Source organism: Pantoea sp. EABMAA-21 (genome assembly GCF_030053335.1).
Lineage (GTDB): Bacteria > Pseudomonadota > Gammaproteobacteria > Enterobacterales > Enterobacteriaceae > Pantoea > Pantoea communis.
The window spans coordinates 104285-120017 of record NZ_JASGBX010000011.1 but is presented as its reverse complement, the minus strand read 5'-3'; the positions used below and the strand labels follow the sequence as shown (position 1 = coordinate 120017).

Genomic DNA, 15733 nt, shown 5'->3' with positions numbered 1-15733 from the left:
CTGCTGCACCTCGTCTGGTTACAGGTCAACGCTGTTGGGAAGGATAACAATATCGCGCACTGTGACACCCGGCGAACGTGTCACCATAAACAGCACCGATTCCGCCACTTCAATGGGCTGCATCAGGCTGCCATTGGCCAGCGCGTCCTCCAGTTTCTCCTGCGGCCAGTCATCGAGCAGGGCAGTGACCACCGGGCCCGGCAGCACCGCACCGACGCGCACACCATGCTGTGCCACCTGTCGACGGGTTGAATGCACAAAAGCCTGCACTGCAAATTTGGATGCGGTGTAGATCGGTTCCCAAACCACGGGCACCACGCCCGCAATCGAACTGGTGAAAATGATGTCACCCGATTTCTGCGCGATCAGATGCGGCAGCACCGAACGAACGCAGCGGAAGGCCGCGCTGGTGTTGAGTTTCAGTACGCGATCCCAGATATCGGGATCGCCTTCCGCCACTGGCCCGCCAATGTAGGCACCGGCGTTGGCGTGGAAAATATCGAGGCGGCCCGCCAGCTTGAGAATGTCGTCGAGAATCCCGTCAACCTGTTTGCCGTCCATCAGGTCAATTTGCAATGGCAATGCCTGAGGACCCAGTTCCGCCACCAGCTGCTGCAACTTGTCGCCATCGCGATCGATCAGGACGACTTTAGCCCCGGCCTGCAGCAGCACTTTGCTGCACTCCAGACCGATACCGGAGGCAGCGCCAGTAATGGCGGCAACTTTTCCGTTGAGTGGGTTATGCATGGAGAAGAGGTTCGTGTTCATCTTATAATCCTTTATCAATGGCGTTTTAGGTGGTGCTCAATCGATGAAGCACAACTATCACCCCGACTTTTAACCAGCAACAAAAAGAGCAATAAAGGGATGGGTTCTGTGACGGGGATCGGCAAAAACAAGAAAACCACCATTTATGACCTCGCGGAACTCACGGGAGTTTCGGCAAGCGCGGTGAGCGCGATTTTAAGCGGCAACTGGAAGAAGCGGCGCATCAGTGCCAGCACTGCTGAGAAGGTGAGCCGGATTGCGCAAGAGCAGGGTTATGCGCTGAATCGACAGGCCAGCATGCTGCGAACCACGCGCTCGAAAACCATCGGTATGATCGTGCCTAAATACGACAACCGCTATTTTGGCTCAATCGTGGAAAGTTTTGAGCAGATGGCGCGCGATCGTGGCCTGTTCCCGGTCATTACCTGCACACAGCGCGATCCTGATTTGGAACTCGAAGCGGCGCGCACCATGCTCTCCTGGCAGGTGGATTACATGGTGGTGACCGGGGCCACCGATCCAGATCGTATCACTGCACTTTGTCAGGCCGCGGGCGTTCCCTCGCTGAATCTTGATCTGCCCGGTTCGCTGGCGCCTTCAGTGATTTCGGATAACTTCAATGGCGCATTGAGCCTGACGCTTAGCCTGCTGGAGAAGTGCCCGCAGCCGCTGATTTTTATCGGGGGGCGTGCCAGCGATCATAACAGTAAAGAGCGCCTGCGCGGCTTTTTGGCGGCACATCAGGAACGAGGCATTTCTGTGCCGGAGGAAAATCTGCTGCTGTGTGGCTACGAGCCAGAAAAAGCGCAAACGGCGTTGAAAAATCACTTTCAGCAGTATGTAACGGGGCAATTTGGCCTGTTTGTGAATTCGACCATTTCGCTGGAAGGGGTGGTGCAGTTTCTGCGTGCTGAGGATCTGTTATCCGATGATAAACACCCGGCGATTGGCTGTTTCGACTGGGACCCGTTCGTCGCGCTGTTGTGTAAAGACATCAGCATGGTGAAACAGGATGTGGCAGGCATGATGGAAACGGTGTTCCGCCTGATGGAGAGCGGTGAGCAGGACGTGGCGGTAGTGGAAGTGCCGGTGTTGCTGATGCAGTAAAAAGGGCGGCAAATGCCGCCCCATTGATCAACGCATGGTGACAAACTCTTCCGCCGCCGTCGGATGAATCGCCACGGTGTTGTCGAAATCTTTCTTGGTGGCGCCCATCTTCAGTGCCACAGCGAAGCCTTGCAGCATCTCGTCCATACCGATACCGATACCGTGAATGCCGACAATCTTCTCTTCCGGGCCAACACACACCAGCTTCATGCGGCACGGCTGGCGATGCTGGGTGACGGCGGTGTACATCGCGGTGAAGGAAGATTTATACACTTTCACCTGGTCGTCGCCGTACTGCTCGCGCGCCTGCGGTTCGGTCAAACCAACGGTACCAATCGGTGGATGGCTGAATACCACGGTCGGCACATTGCTGTAATCCAGGTGCTCGTCGGGTTTGTTGTTGAACAGACGCTCGGAGAGGCGACGGCCGGCGGCGACGGCGACGGGGGTCAGTTCCACCGCGCCGGTGTTATCGCCCACCGCATAGATGCCTTTCACGTTGGTGTTCTGGAACTTATCAACGTTGATATAGCCTTTCTCGTTCAGCGCCACGCCGGTCACGGAGAGGTTGAGATTGTCGGTCGCCGGCTCGCGACCAATCGCCCACACCAGGCAATCGACAGTTTGCTCATGGCCATTTTCCAGCTGCAGCGTCAGGCTGCCGTCGGCGTTCTTGATCACCGCTTTCGGGATCGACTCGGTATGCAGCGTTGGGCCTTCGGCCTGCATCACTTCTACCAGCGTATCGATAATCAGTGGATCGAAGCTGCGCAACGGCGCGTGTTTGCGCACAAACAGATGGGTTTCGGCACCCAGTGCGTTGACCACACCGGCCAGTTCCACCGCGATATACCCTGCGCCGACCACCGCGACACGCTTCGGCAGCGCATCAAGCTCAAAGAAACCGTCAGAGTCGATACCGTATTCCCCGCCAGGCACTTTTGGATGGCTTGGACGACCGCCTGTGGCGATCAGGATGTGATCGGCCGTGATGGTTTCGCCATTCACTTCCACGGTGTTGGCATCGATAAAGCGGGCGAAGCCCTTGATCACTTCGACGTTGTTTTTACCCAGCACGTTGTCATACGAGGTGTGGATGCGATCGATATAGGCGCTGCGGTTTTTCACCAGCACTGACCAGTCAAAATTGTTCACGGTGGTATCGAAACCGTAGTCCGGGCCGTACAGGTGAATAGCTTCGGCAATCTGCGCCGCATGCCACATCACTTTTTTCGGCACGCAGCCAACGTTGACACAGGTGCCGCCCAATTCTTTCGCTTCGATCAGCGCGCATTTCTGGCCATGCATCGCGGCACGGTTAATTGAGGCGATACCGCCGCTGCCGCCGCCGATGGCGAGGTAGTCAAAATGTCGGGTCATGCGGAATGTCCATCTTTTGGGAGAAAATTGGCATAGAGTGTAACGCTGCTTGCGCAAGAGGCGCAAAGGTTCAGCCTATGTTTGTGATAGGGTTAAATCCAGGTTCCGCTTACATGGAAGACATTATGCATCTGACTTTTCTCGGCACCGGCGCGGGTGCGCCGAGCCTGCAACGTAACGTCACGGCGATTGCACTGACGCTGTCGAAACGGGGCGACACCTGGCTGTTCGACTGCGGTGAAGCGACGCAGCACCAGTTTATGCGCTCCGCACTCAAGCCGAGCAGGCTGGAAAAAATCTTTATTACCCACTTGCACGGTGACCACATCTTCGGTCTTCCGGGCTTGCTCACCAGCCGTTCGATGGCCGGGCTGCTGGAGCCGATGACGATTTACGGTCCAAAAGGCATCAAACAGTTTGTCGAGACGGCGCTCAGTCTCAGTGGTTCTTACACCGGCTTCCCACTTGAGATCATAGAAATTGAAGCGGGCGAAGTGCTGGATGATGGCGAGTTCCGCGTCATCGCCTATCCGATGAATCATGTGGTGGAGTGCTATGGCTATCGCATTGAACAGCATGATAAACCGGGCTTCCTCGATGCGCCGCGCCTGAAAGCGGAAGGCGTGCCGCGCGGGCCCTGGTATCAGGATTTGAAAGAGGGTAAACGCATCCGGTTGGAGGATGGGCGCGAAATTAACGGCGCGGCGTATCTCGGTCCGGCGACCAGGGGCAAAGTGATCGCCATATTCGGCGATACTGGTCCGACCGAAGCGGCGCTTGCGCTGGCGGCCAATGTGGATGTGATGGTGCATGAAACCACGCTGGAAGCCGCAATGGCCGAAAAAGCCAATGGTCGCGGCCACTCCACGACGATTCAGGCCGCCGAAGTAGCAAAACTGGCAGGTGCAAAACGCATGATCGCCACGCACTTCAGTTCGCGTTATTTGTCGAGCGATCGAGAGAGACTGCTGGCGGAGTGCCAGTCGGTGTTTGCAGCGACCGAGCTGGCACGGGATTTCGCGGTGTTCGAAATTTAGTGCTGTAACGCCGGATAGGTAAAGAACAGCAGGTGCGTCATGTTGAACAGGAAATGGACGCCGGTGGCGACCCACACACGCCCGCTCCAGTGCCACGCCAGGCCGTAAATTAACCCGGCCAGAGTGGCGAAGACCACCAGCATCATGCCGCCAGGGAAGTGCGCCAGACCAAACAGCAGTGCGGTGAGCAACAGTGCCGCTACGCCACCGATTTTCTGGCGCAGGCGCTGTTGCACATAGCCACGGAAGAACGCTTCTTCGGCCAGCGAAACAAAGAACAGGTTTGCCAGCATAAAGCTGCCGAGCCAGTCCGGCCAGTGTGGCTCAATCGCCAGTCCACCCAGCAGCACCGCGACGTACAGCAGCAGCGGGATCGCCGCCAGTAACAGCAGCCACAGAACCTTGTGCGGCGCAGGAAACTGCTGCGTACGGAACAGCGTGGGCAAGGCAGCCAGCAGCACAAAGGGAATCAGCGCTTTATCAAAGTTGTAGTAGAAGCTGAACGGCACACTGTTGGGGCCAACCTGCATCTCCTCGATCTGGCGCGGGTTGTTAAAGCCAGGCAGCAGATGCAGGAACAGGCCACCGGCGATCAGCACCAGCAGCGCTTCGCTGATCAGCAGCACGGCACGGTTGGTGGGATTTTCCACCCGCACCCACGCCAGCAAAGCGATGGCACCTAAAATGGCGAGAGCAGGCCAGTCCAGCACATCCTGGAACAGGCCCATTATCGTCGCCAATAACAGCAGAAGTACGGCAAGGCGTTTGGCAGGTGACAGCACAGTGAGTGCGCCAGCCAGAATGATCCACATAAAAAGTGTCCTTAGAAGGGCAACGGCAAAGGGCGGCTCAGAAACCGCACCCTATAAGCCCGTTATTCTGGAACGATCTGCGTCACGCTGTAGTGACCGGTACCCGCCGGCACCAGCTTCTGATGCAGCCACGGCAGCAGCTCTTCCATCTGCGCTTTCAGCTTCCACGGCGGGTTAATCACGATCATGCCGGAGGCAGTCATGCCGCGTTGATCGCTATCCGGACGCACCGCCAGTTCGATCTGCAAGATGTTGCGGATGTTGCTGGCTTCCAGGTCTTTAATCATGTGTTTGATTTGCTGGCGCAGCACCACCGGATACCACAGCGCATACACACCGGTAGCAAAGCGTTTGTAGCCTTCCTGAATGCCTTTCACCACATCCTGATAATCGCTTTTCATTTCGTACGGCGGATCGATCAGAATCAGACCACGACGGCTTAGCGGAGGCAGTTTGGCTTTTAACTGCTGATAGCCGTCGCCACGCGCTACGCGTGCACGGGCATCTTTGCTGAATTCGGAACGTAGCAGCGGATAGTCGCTGGAGTGCAGTTCGGTCAGCTCCAGCTTGTCCTCTTCACGCAGCAGATAGCGGGCGATCAGCGGCGAGCCTGGATAGTAGCGCAAGGTGCCATGCGGGTTGAGGTTGCGAACGGCCGTCAGATAAGGCTTCAGCAGTTCTGGCGCGTCCGGCTGCTGCCAGATGCGCGCAATGCCTTCCAGATATTCACCGGTACGCTCGGCGTGCTCTCCGCTCAGCTGGTAACGTCCGGCACCGGCGTGGGTATCCAGATAGAGAAACGGTTTTTCCTTCTCCATCAGGGCGGTGAGGATCAGGCTTTCAACGGTATGTTTGAGCACGTCGGCATGGTTGCCGGCATGAAAACTGTGGCGATAACTCAGCATAAAAAAGAGGGGTCCGCGGTTGGATCAAAGGAGATAAAAACATCGTGTGTGGCGCGATTATAGCCGCGCTGCGTAAAAATTGCTGACGTTTCGGCGCTCGCGCTTTTTTCTTTACGGGTCCATTCTCAGTAGCATTGATTTTCACGTTAACTGACCGCATGTTAGAAAGATTGCGTCGCGCCATTGCGCGCCACCCCCACTCCATGAAGAAAGGACTGCGCTTATGACCAATCCGTTACTCACCCCTTACACGCTACCGCCGTTTTCCGCGATTAAACCTGAGCACGTGGTTCCCGCTGTGACTGAAGCGCTGAACAACTGCCGCGCTGAAGTTGAACGCGTTGTAGCACAGGGTGCACCTTACACTTGGGACAATTTAGTGCAGCCACTGGCAGAAGTGGATGACCGTCTGAGCCGTATTTTCTCGCCGGTGAGCCACCTGAATTCGGTGAAGAACAGCCCGGAACTGCGTGAAGCTTATGAGCAGACGCTGCCGCTGCTGTCAGAATACAGCACCTGGGTGGGACAGAACGAAGGCCTGTATCAGGCTTATCGCGATCTGAAACAGGGCGACAGCTATGCCGCGCTGGATATCGCGCAGAAGAAAGCGGTGGATAACGCACTGCGTGATTTCGAACTCTCCGGTATCGGTCTCGATAAAGAGAAGCAGAAGCGCTACGGCGAAATTGCCGCGCGCCTGTCTGAGCTGGGTTCGACCTACAGCAACAACGTGCTCGACGCCACCATGGGCTGGAGCAAGTTGATCACCGATGAAGCCGATCTGGCGGGCATGCCAGAAAGCGCGCTGGCTGCGGCCAAAGCGCAGGCCGAAGCTAAAGAACAAGAAGGCTGGCTGCTGACGCTGGATATCCCAAGCTATCTGCCAGTCATGACCTATTGCGATAACGCCGCGCTGCGTGAAGAGATGTACCGCGCCTATTCAACGCGTGCTTCTGAGCAGGGTCCCAACGCCGGTAAATGGGATAACGGCCCGATCATGGCCGAAGAGCTGGCGCTGCGTCACGAGCTGGCACAGCTGCTGGGCTTTGACTCCTTCGCGCACAAATCACTGGCGACCAAGATGGCTGAGAACCCGGCTCAGGTGATCGACTTCCTGACCGACCTCGCCAAACGTGCGCGTCCGCAGGGTGAGAAAGAGTTAGCTCAGCTGCGCGCCTTCGCCAAAAAAGAGTATGGCGTTGACGAGATGAATCCGTGGGATCTCACCTATTACGGCGAGAAGCAGAAACAGCATCTCTACACCATCAGCGATGAGCAACTGCGTCCGTACTTCCCGGAAGAGCGTGCGGTGAGCGGCCTGTTTGAAGTGGTGAAACGCATTTACGGCATCACCGCCAAAGAGCGTAAAGACGTGGATGTGTACCATCCAGATGTGCGCTTCTTCGACCTGTTTGATGAAAGCGGCGAGCTGCGCGGCAGTTTCTATCTTGACCTGTATGCGCGTGAACACAAGCGTGGCGGGGCGTGGATGGACGATTGCGTCGGCCAGATGCGTAAAGCCGATGGCAGCCTGCAGAAGCCGGTGGCGTACCTCACCTGTAACTTCAACCGTCCGGTACAGGGCAAGCCCGCGCTGTTTACCCACGATGAAGTCACCACCTTGTTTCACGAGTTTGGTCACGGCCTGCACCACATGCTGACGCGCATCGAAGCGCCGGGCGTGTCGGGTATCAGCGGTGTGCCGTGGGATGCGGTCGAGCTGCCAAGCCAGTTTATGGAAAACTGGTGCTGGGAGCCGGACGCGCTGGCGTTTATCTCCGGCCACTACGAGACCGGCGAACCGCTGCCGAAAGACCTGCTGGATAAGATGCTGGCAGCGAAGAACTATCAGGCGGCGCTGTTTATCCTGCGTCAGCTGGAGTTCGGCCTGTTCGATTTCCGTATGCATACCGAGTTCAATCCGGAAAAAGGTGCGCAAATCCTCGAAACCCTGCGTGAAGTGAAGAAACAGGTTGCCGTGGTGCCAAGCCCGGAGTGGGGCCGCTTCCCGCATGCGTTTAGCCACGTCTTCGCCGGCGGTTATGCCGCAGGTTACTACAGCTATCTGTGGGCCGACGTGCTGGCGGCGGATGCCTATTCGCGCTTCGAAGAAGAGGGCATCTTCAACCGTGAAACCGGCCAGTCGTTCCTCGATAACATCCTGACGCGCGGCGGTTCCGAAGAGCCAATGGAGCTGTTCAAACGCTTCCGTGGCCGTGAACCACAGCTGGACGCGATGCTGGAACACTACGGAATTCAGGGATAAGCCTGCTTGTGAAAATCGGTTTAATCGATGAATCAGGCGCCGGAGACGGCGCCTTATTACATCTGGCGCAGCGCTGGGGCTTACAGCATGACGATCAGGCTGTAATGGCCCTGGTGCTGACGCCGGAGCGCCTTGAGCTGCGCAAACAGGATGAGCCTAAACTGGGTGGCATCTTTGTGGATTTTGTCACCGGAGCTATGGCGCATCGCCGCAAGTTTGGCGGTGGGCGCGGCGAGGCGGTGGCGAAAGCGGTGGGCATCAAAGGTGGCTATTTGCCGGACGTGATCGACGCCACGGCAGGATTGGGGCGCGATGCCTTTGTGCTGGCGGCGCTGGGTTGCCGGGTGCGCATGCTGGAACGCCATCCGGTGGTTGCGGCTCTGCTCGATGATGGCTTACGTCGTGGCTATGAAGATGCGGAGATTGGCGGCTGGCTGCGTGAACGTCTGACGCTGCTGCATGTGGTGAGTCAGCAGGCGTTGAGTGATATCACGCCCGCGCCAGATGTGGTGTATCTCGATCCGATGTATCCCCATCGTCAAAAGAGCGCGATGGTGAAGAAGGAGATGCGGGTGTTTCAGTCGCTGGTGGGACCCGATGAGGATGCCGATGCGCTGCTGGAACCCGCTCGTCGTCTGGCGAAGAAGCGCATTGTGGTGAAACGCCCGGATTACGCGCCGCCGTTAGCGGGCGTTGCAACCCAATCGGCCGTGGTCACCAAAAGCCATCGCTTTGATATTTATCCGCCATTGGTATGATTCTGCATAATGGCGTTACGGCGTGATTTATCGCGCGGGCTTTAAAGACGCGCGATGTATTACGCCGCTACCAAAAAAACAGGGCCATTACTGGCCCTGTTTTTATTCGTCTTCTTCGTCACGCAGCGGCACAATCAGCATATCGATATGCACGGTGTTGATCAGCTGGCGCGCTGATGACATCAGCTTGCTCCAGAAATCCTGATGGTGGCCACAGACCACTAAATCCACATCGTATTTCTTAATCGCATCCACCAGCACCTGGCCGAGATCGCCGCTGCCGCTCAGGGTTTCACTGATCGGGTAACCGGCATTGGTGGAAAGCTCTTTCAACGCAGTGTGCGTCTCTTCAGAAATGCGTTTCTGCATGTCGCCCAGATTGACATCAATCAGCCCGGTGTAGAGGTCTGAGTAATTCACATCAACGTGGATCAGCGAGATTTTTGCATCGTAAGGACGGGCCAGCGAAACGGCTTTATCAACCAGTAACTGGCTTTCCGGGGAAAGGTCTACTGCAATCAGGATGTGTTTATAAGCCATGATAAAACTCCTTCTCAAGATTCTGGGGCTACCTGAATTCCCGCCGCTCGGCGAGCGAAATCCTTTGCGCGAAACAGCGATGAAGCGCCACCAACCACAATTTATGCCCTGCAGGCGTTCTGTTGTTATGTCCTGAGTATAGCCAGAGTTGTTAACAAATGCTGCAATCCACGGCTCGCTTGTGAGGAAGATCAAGCGCTATCGCGATTTTCACTCGCGGTGAACGAAAATCATCGCTGGAAAAAAATTGAACAGATCTCCTACACTGAAAATGAGTGCCACTGCCGTCTGGGTAACGCGCTCGGGTTCGCATAACAACAATGCAATTCGATTCATCTGTGGCTGGTTAATTTCCCGTGGGGCGTCTACAGCATTTCCCCGCTGCCTTCGACGTCATTGCGGCTCCAGCTGGGAGGGGAACATGATCAGCACTATCGCGCTTTTTTGGGCTCTGTGTGTGGTTTGTCTGGTGAATATGGCGCGCTACTTCTCTTCTTTGCGCTCGCTATTGGCTGTGCTGCGCGGTTGCGATCCGCTGCTGTATCAATATGTGGATGGGGCGGGTTTCTTCACGTCTCATGGTCAGCCGAGCAAGCAGGTGCGGCTGGTGCGTTATATCTGGGATAAACGCTATCGCGATCATCACGACGACGAATTTATTCGCCGCTGCGAACGCGTGCGCAGGCAGTTTGTCCTGACCAGCGGGCTCTGTTTTTTGGTGGTGGTGAGTCTGGTTGGCCTGGCGATCTGGCATTAAATAGCGGCAATAAAAAAGGGCGACCTGTGTTGAACAGTCGCCCTCTTGTTTGCCGCTAGCGGCTTAGATAATTTTCAGCGCTATCCAGTAGAGCGAACCTGAAAGCACAATACACACCGGCAGGGTGAACACCCACGCCATGGCGATGTTTTTGATCGTACGGCTCTGTAATCCACCGCCATCCACCAGCATGGTACCGGCAACGGATGATGACAGAATATGCGTGGTGGAAACCGGCATTCCGGTATAGCTCGCGATACCAATCGACACAGCCGCAGTGACCTGCGCTGACATGCCTTGCGCATAAGTCATGCCTTTCTTACCGATTTTCTCACCGATGGTGGTCGCCACGCGACGCCAGCCAATCATGGTGCCAATGCCCAGCGCTAACGCCACCGCCATGATGATCCAGATCGGCGCGTACTCGACGGTGCCCAGCAAATCGCCCTTCAACTTGTTAAGGAAGCGCTTATCGTCCGGGGTGGTCTCTGGCAGTTTCGCGGCTTTATCGGCCGTGTCCGAGACGCACATCAACAGGCGACGCATCTGGCTGCGCTGATCCACCGTCAGTTGGTCATAGCTGTTCAGATTGGTCAGCAACACTTGTGCACGATTGATAGCCTGCAGCGCACGACTGCTGTCGCAATGGAACTCATGCGGCCCGCCCACAGACTCTTCCGGCGTTGGCACCGCAGGCGGCGCCATCTGGACGATATGGGTGAGTGAATCGCTGTGCTGCTGATAATACTGTTCCAGATGATTCACCGCATCGCGAGTACGGGTGATGTCATAACCTGAGGCATTCATGTTGACCACGAAACCCGCAGGCGCAACACCGATTAGCACTAACATAATCAGGCCAATGCCTTTCTGACCATCGTTCGCACCGTGGGAGTAGCTCACGCCAATCGCCGAAACGATCAAGGCAATACGCGTCCAGAACGGTGGCTTCTTCTTGCCATCGATCTTTTCACGGTCAGCCGGTGTCATGTGGATGCGCGAACGTTTAGGGGTTCCGCTCCAGTAACGACGCAGGATGAAAATCAGCGAGCCCGCAATCACCAGGCCGACAATCGGCGACAGGATCAGTGACAGGAAGATATTAATGACTTTCGGCAGGTTGAGGGCATCAACCACCGAGGTGCCGGTCATCAGCGCATTGGTGAGACCAATACCGATAATGGCGCCAATCAGGGTGTGAGAACTGGACGCAGGCAAACCCAGATACCAGGTACCTAAGTTCCAGATAATCGCCGCCAGCAGCATGGAGAACACCATGGCCAGGCCGTGCGCGGAACCCACATTCAGCAGTAAATCAGTTGGCAGCATATGCACGATGGCATAAGCCACGCTCAAGCCGCCCAGCAAAACGCCTAAGAAGTTGAAAACACCCGCCATCACAACCGCCAATTGCGCCCGCATCGCGCGGGTATAGATGACGGTAGCGACTGCGTTAGCAGTGTCGTGGAAACCGTTGATTGCCTCATAGAACAATACAAACAGCAGAGCGATAACCAAAAACAGGCCGGTACTGAGGTCAAGACCAGCGAACAGATGTAGCATAAACGTTACGCCATTTTTTGGAGGACATGAACGCGGCGCATTATCGGCGACAACCCGCATGATGTGAAAGGAAAATATAGTCCTTTTTTGTCTTTAAATTGCCACAAACCCCATCAGACAAGGTAAAAAGACTGAAAAATAAGCGAGTTACAATATGACACATTTACGGCATTTTTTTGACGCTGGCGCGAAATGCCGCAGATCTCTACAATCACCGCCTTTCAATTATGTGGATTAGACGCTGTGGACAAGTTTGACGTTATCGTAATAGGTGCAGGCGCTGCCGGCATGTTCTGTGCGGCGCAGGCAGGGCAGTTGGGTCGTCGGGTGCTGTTGCTGGATAACGGCAAAAAGGCGGGACGTAAAATCCTGATGTCCGGTGGTGGCCGCTGTAACTTCACCAATATGTACACCGAACCGGCCGCCTATCTCTCGCACAACCCGCATTTCAGTAAGTCGGCATTGGCGCGTTACACCCAGTGGGACTTCATCGATCTGGTGAATCGCCACAAGATTGCGTATCACGAGAAAACCCTCGGCCAGTTGTTCTGCGATGAGTCGGCGCAGCAGATCGTGGATTTGCTGTTAAAAGAGTGCGAAGACGGGCAGGTTACGTTGCGCTTGCGCAGTGAAGTGCTGAGCGTGACGCGTGATGAAAATGGCTACAGGCTGCAACTGAATGGCTCCGAGGTGCAGGCTGAGAAATTGGTGATCGCCAGCGGTGGCTTATCGATGCCGGGTCTGGGCGCGACACCATTCGGGTATAAAGTGGCCGAGCAGTTTGGTTTGAAAGTGTTCCCGACGCGCGCAGCCCTGGTGCCGTTTACGCTGCATAAGCCACTGCTTGAGCAGCTGAATTCCTTATCGGGTGTGTCATTGCCCACCACCATCACCGCGCAGGATGGCACGCTGTTTAAAGAAGCGATGCTGTTTACCCATCGCGGTTTGTCGGGTCCGGCGGTATTGCAAATCTCCAGCTACTGGCAGCCGGGTGAGTTTGTCACCATTAACCTGTCGCCGGAAACCTCGCTGGAAGAATTCATCAACGTGCAGCGCGAGGCGCATCCGAATCTCAGCCTGAAAAACAGCCTGGCGAAAATCCTGCCGAAGCGTCTGGTGGAAGTGTTGCAGGAGCTGAAGCAGATCCCGGATGTGACGCTGAAGCAGCTCAATAGCAAGCAGCAGGCCGAGTTGGTCATCACGTTGCATCAGTGGCGCGTGCAGCCGAATGGCACCGAAGGTTATCGCACTGCCGAAGTGACGATGGGCGGCGTCGATACCACGCAACTCTCCTCCAAAACCATGGAAGCGCGCGATGTGCCCGGTTTGTACTTTATTGGTGAAGTGATGGACGTCACCGGCTGGCTCGGCGGATACAACTTCCAGTGGGCGTGGAGTTCAGCCTGGGCATGTGCGCAGGCGCTGTGAGTTATCACGTCGCCATCAAAGGCGACGCCAGTGTACGAGGTTCAGCTTTATGCTGAGGTTGCAGCGCTAATGCCTGGCTCTGCGTAACGGCGTCACTGCAGGTGTCAGGTTTTTCGGCTGGTCGTGCAGCAATACTTGCCCCAGCAGGCTATCGCTGTTGACCACGCCATACTTCAGATGCGTTGCGATATATTTGCGGTCAAAGCTGGTGAGCTTATACACCGGTGGCAACACCTCCGGTAAAGCGTCCACCATCAGCATGCGGCTCAGCTTCACCGGACGCCAGCCGCTCAGCGTTTGATACAATAACGCACCGGCTTCCGCTTTGCGTAAGTAGAAGTTGTAGTGATTCTCTTCCCGCAGCGCCTGCTGCTGAGCGATATACACCACCAGATAATCCGGCGTCTTGATGCCCTGCAGAATTGTGTCGTAGTTCGGCAGCGCCAATAATTGCTGGAAGAAGGCTTCAGAGCCTAACTCCACAATCGGACGGAAGCAGTGCAGCCAGCGGCCGATAAAGGCATTGTTTTTCGGCGCGGCGAGAAACCAGGATTCCATAACTGGATAAGCGCGATCGCGGGTGGATTCCTCGCGATAAAAAGCCACCAGGTCATAACGCTCATCCGCATTCACCGCTAACAGCTCATCGAGGCTGCGATTGAGGATAATGGTGGCATCCATCCAGATTCCGCCATAACGATGCAGCAGCTCCAGGCGAATCACATCGCTTTTGTGCGAAGCCCGCATCCCCGCGTGGACAAACTTCAGGCCTGGTAAATAGTCATGCAGATTGAGATTGTTGATTACCGTCAACGCATAGCCAGGGTTTTCACGGGCAATCTTATCGACAAAAATCTGGACTTCAGCCGGGAGCTTTTCACTTTCCCAGTACATCCAAACCTGACGCGGAATGGGCGCAGGCGGATTAGCACGACCCTGCAGGTTAATATCCTGTTCGGCTGCGGCGTGATAGGCGGGAAGGCGTTTGCGTGTGGTCAGCTTTTTTTCCGCCAGCAACGCCAGCGAAATCAAATGCATTTTAAGTTTATGGTTGGACATGATCATTCCTGTAACCCTGTCGGCCGCTATCCCAGCTTCTGCCGCTTTAGGGCGAAAAACTGGCCCTGTGACAGCGGGCACGATGAAGCGCAATGGCGCGAAAAGTGGCTCAAAATTAACAAACAGCGCCGAGCTGCTCAATAAATAAACTCTGAAAACGTTACTTTCAGAGAATACGCAGGCGCATTCACTTGCCGTACCGTTGCCGTGGGTGTTTAAGGGCTGTTAACCGATGAATCTGTTAAGATCGCCGCGTTTTTTCCAACAGGCCCATGATTCCATGTTCAAACTTAAATTCCTTCTGCCCGTGCTTATCGTCATCAGCGCGGCTGTTTGGTGGCTGATGCCGCACTATAGCGATGAAGATAAAGGCTATTACATCGCCATGTTCTGCACCTTGACCCATGACGGGCGCGACAACTCACCCCTGGCGATGCAACAGATTATTGAAGGCAGCAACTCGGACTATGCGCTGCAGAAAATTCATTTCCAGTCAGGTCTGGCAGAACATCTGCAAAGCGTGTGGCAGGATTTGTCAGCGGAGCAGCAACAGCAGGCGCGGCAGGAGAGTCTGTCCTGCCGCAAGGTGATGTCTGAAAAGTTATTACCGGGTAGAGCAGTGCAGTGATTAATGCACGGGCAGCGCTAATACCGCGTCGGTGGTTTTGATCTCGGCAAACACATCAGCAACGCCTGTCAATGCGCTCTGCTGCAGCACCTTGTGATCGACTACCTTGTTATCCCAGGTCGCCAGATCGCGCGTGGCGGTGGCATCTTCCGGGATAATGACCGAGTAGCCAAGCGGTACGGCATCACGTGCGGTGGACGACACGCACATATGGGTCATTAGACCGGTGACAATTAACTGCTTGATGCCCAGACTGTCGAGTTGTTGTTTCAAATCGGTTCCCACGAAAGAACTCGGTGTGGCTTTGGTAATGACACGATCATTTTTGCCCGGCTGCAAATCCTTGTGGAATTCAGCGAAGCGGCTGCCTTTGGCGAACAGCGGGCCATCTGCCGCGCCTTCATGGCGCACGAAGAACACCGGCATGCCATGCTTGTGTGCAAATTCAACCAGGCGCTTGCTGTTTTGCAGTGCTTTCATACCGTCTGGAATGGGCATTTTGCCGCCAGCGAAGTATTCGTTCTGAATATCAATCACGATGACCGCGGTTTGATTGGCCGTCAGCTGGGGGGTGGCGGTGGCACCGCTCATGGTACGAATGGTCGGTGCATTTTCAGCTTTGTGTTCTTCGGCAATAGCGCTGCCTGAAATTGCCATCGCTAATGCTAAGGTGCCTGGAGCAAAAAGGTTTTTCATCACTAATCATCTCTTTGATTGAGAAGTCA

General features: G+C 55.6%; 15 protein-coding genes. 7 read left to right on the top strand and 8 right to left on the bottom strand.

Annotated features, from left to right (window positions below; all coding sequences use genetic code 11):
- Positions 1-18: 18 nt before the first annotated feature.
- Positions 19-768, bottom strand: a complete 750-nt coding sequence (locus QMZ65_RS16790; RefSeq protein ID WP_160869207.1) for an SDR family oxidoreductase — start codon at positions 766-768, stop codon at positions 19-21.
- 108 nt (positions 769-876) lie between these two features.
- Here QMZ65_RS16790 and QMZ65_RS16785 point away from each other — a divergent pair, with 108 nt between their 5' ends.
- Positions 877-1875, top strand: coding sequence for a LacI family DNA-binding transcriptional regulator (locus QMZ65_RS16785; RefSeq protein ID WP_283003407.1), 999 nt, complete (start codon positions 877-879; stop codon positions 1873-1875).
- 27 nt (positions 1876-1902) lie between these two features.
- Here QMZ65_RS16785 and gorA read toward each other — a convergent pair whose 3' ends face one another.
- Positions 1903-3255 (bottom strand): glutathione-disulfide reductase, encoded by a 1353-nt coding sequence (gene gorA / locus QMZ65_RS16780; protein ID WP_283216390.1) that lies wholly within the window; start codon positions 3253-3255, stop codon positions 1903-1905.
- Between the two features lie 125 nt (positions 3256-3380).
- Here gorA and rnz point away from each other — a divergent pair, with 125 nt between their 5' ends.
- A complete protein-coding gene (gene rnz / locus QMZ65_RS16775; protein WP_160833789.1) occupies positions 3381-4292 on the top strand; it encodes a ribonuclease Z in 912 nt (303 codons plus the stop codon).
- Here the strand turns inward: rnz and QMZ65_RS16770 are convergent.
- Positions 4289-5104, bottom strand: coding sequence for a CPBP family intramembrane glutamic endopeptidase (locus tag QMZ65_RS16770; protein ID WP_283216389.1), 816 nt, complete (start codon positions 5102-5104; stop codon positions 4289-4291). The two genes, rnz and QMZ65_RS16770, sit on opposite strands and share 4 nt — an antisense overlap.
- A gap of 62 nt (positions 5105-5166) precedes the next feature.
- Positions 5167-6009, bottom strand: a complete 843-nt coding sequence (locus QMZ65_RS16765; RefSeq protein WP_034819774.1) for a 23S rRNA (adenine(2030)-N(6))-methyltransferase RlmJ — start codon at positions 6007-6009, stop codon at positions 5167-5169.
- Positions 6010-6232: 223 nt separating this feature from the next.
- On the opposite strand from QMZ65_RS16765, the gene prlC reads away from it, so the two are divergent.
- Complete coding sequence (prlC, locus tag QMZ65_RS16760) at positions 6233-8275, top strand: oligopeptidase A (protein WP_097119401.1); 2043 nt, start codon at positions 6233-6235, stop codon at positions 8273-8275.
- An 8-nt stretch (positions 8276-8283) separates the two neighbouring features.
- Positions 8284-9033, top strand: coding sequence for a 16S rRNA (guanine(1516)-N(2))-methyltransferase RsmJ (gene rsmJ, locus QMZ65_RS16755; protein ID WP_283216388.1), 750 nt, complete (start codon positions 8284-8286; stop codon positions 9031-9033).
- A gap of 102 nt (positions 9034-9135) precedes the next feature.
- Here rsmJ and uspA read toward each other — a convergent pair whose 3' ends face one another.
- Positions 9136-9573: a universal stress protein UspA gene (gene uspA, locus QMZ65_RS16750; protein WP_034819767.1), complete on the bottom strand. Its 438-nt coding sequence runs from the start codon at positions 9571-9573 to the stop codon at positions 9136-9138.
- A gap of 421 nt (positions 9574-9994) precedes the next feature.
- On the opposite strand from uspA, the gene uspB reads away from it, so the two are divergent.
- Positions 9995-10330: a universal stress protein UspB gene (gene uspB / locus QMZ65_RS16745; protein ID WP_034819764.1), complete on the top strand. Its 336-nt coding sequence runs from the start codon at positions 9995-9997 to the stop codon at positions 10328-10330.
- A 63-nt stretch (positions 10331-10393) separates the two neighbouring features.
- Here uspB and pitA read toward each other — a convergent pair whose 3' ends face one another.
- Entirely contained in the window at positions 10394-11893 is a 1500-nt protein-coding gene (gene pitA / locus QMZ65_RS16740; protein WP_097119400.1) for an inorganic phosphate transporter PitA, read from the bottom strand.
- A 243-nt stretch (positions 11894-12136) separates the two neighbouring features.
- Between pitA and QMZ65_RS16735 the strand changes: the two genes are divergently transcribed.
- Entirely contained in the window at positions 12137-13321 is a 1185-nt protein-coding gene (locus QMZ65_RS16735; protein ID WP_283216387.1) for a BaiN/RdsA family NAD(P)/FAD-dependent oxidoreductase, read from the top strand.
- Between the two features lie 66 nt (positions 13322-13387).
- Here the strand turns inward: QMZ65_RS16735 and QMZ65_RS16730 are convergent, their stop codons facing one another.
- Positions 13388-14380: a glycosyltransferase family 32 protein gene (locus QMZ65_RS16730; RefSeq protein WP_097119399.1), complete on the bottom strand. Its 993-nt coding sequence runs from the start codon at positions 14378-14380 to the stop codon at positions 13388-13390.
- A 280-nt stretch (positions 14381-14660) separates the two neighbouring features.
- Between QMZ65_RS16730 and QMZ65_RS16725 the strand changes: the two genes are divergently transcribed.
- Positions 14661-15008, top strand: coding sequence for a hypothetical protein (locus QMZ65_RS16725; protein WP_283216386.1), 348 nt, complete (start codon positions 14661-14663; stop codon positions 15006-15008).
- Here QMZ65_RS16725 and QMZ65_RS16720 read toward each other — a convergent pair whose 3' ends face one another.
- Complete coding sequence (locus QMZ65_RS16720) at positions 15009-15704, bottom strand: cysteine hydrolase family protein (RefSeq protein ID WP_283216385.1); 696 nt, start codon at positions 15702-15704, stop codon at positions 15009-15011. It abuts the gene before it with no gap.
- Positions 15705-15733 lie beyond the last annotated feature (29 nt).

Coding starts and splice junctions, on each gene's coding strand:
- QMZ65_RS16790 (WP_160869207.1), bottom strand. CDS start 768: ATGAACACGAACCTCTTCTCCATGCATAACCCACTCAACGGAAAAGTT.
- gorA (WP_283216390.1), bottom strand. CDS start 3,255: ATGACCCGACATTTTGACTACCTCGCCATCGGCGGCGGCAGCGGCGGT.
- rnz (WP_160833789.1), top strand. CDS start 3,381: ATGCATCTGACTTTTCTCGGCACCGGCGCGGGTGCGCCGAGCCTGCAA.
- QMZ65_RS16770 (WP_283216389.1), bottom strand. CDS start 5,104: ATGTGGATCATTCTGGCTGGCGCACTCACTGTGCTGTCACCTGCCAAA.
- QMZ65_RS16765 (WP_034819774.1), bottom strand. CDS start 6,009: ATGCTGAGTTATCGCCACAGTTTTCATGCCGGCAACCATGCCGACGTG.
- prlC (WP_097119401.1), top strand. CDS start 6,233: ATGACCAATCCGTTACTCACCCCTTACACGCTACCGCCGTTTTCCGCG.
- uspA (WP_034819767.1), bottom strand. CDS start 9,573: ATGGCTTATAAACACATCCTGATTGCAGTAGACCTTTCCCCGGAAAGC.
- uspB (WP_034819764.1), top strand. CDS start 9,995: ATGATCAGCACTATCGCGCTTTTTTGGGCTCTGTGTGTGGTTTGTCTG.
- pitA (WP_097119400.1), bottom strand. CDS start 11,893: ATGCTACATCTGTTCGCTGGTCTTGACCTCAGTACCGGCCTGTTTTTG.
- QMZ65_RS16730 (WP_097119399.1), bottom strand. CDS start 14,380: ATGTCCAACCATAAACTTAAAATGCATTTGATTTCGCTGGCGTTGCTG.
- QMZ65_RS16725 (WP_283216386.1), top strand. CDS start 14,661: ATGTTCAAACTTAAATTCCTTCTGCCCGTGCTTATCGTCATCAGCGCG.
- QMZ65_RS16720 (WP_283216385.1), bottom strand. CDS start 15,704: ATGAAAAACCTTTTTGCTCCAGGCACCTTAGCATTAGCGATGGCAATT.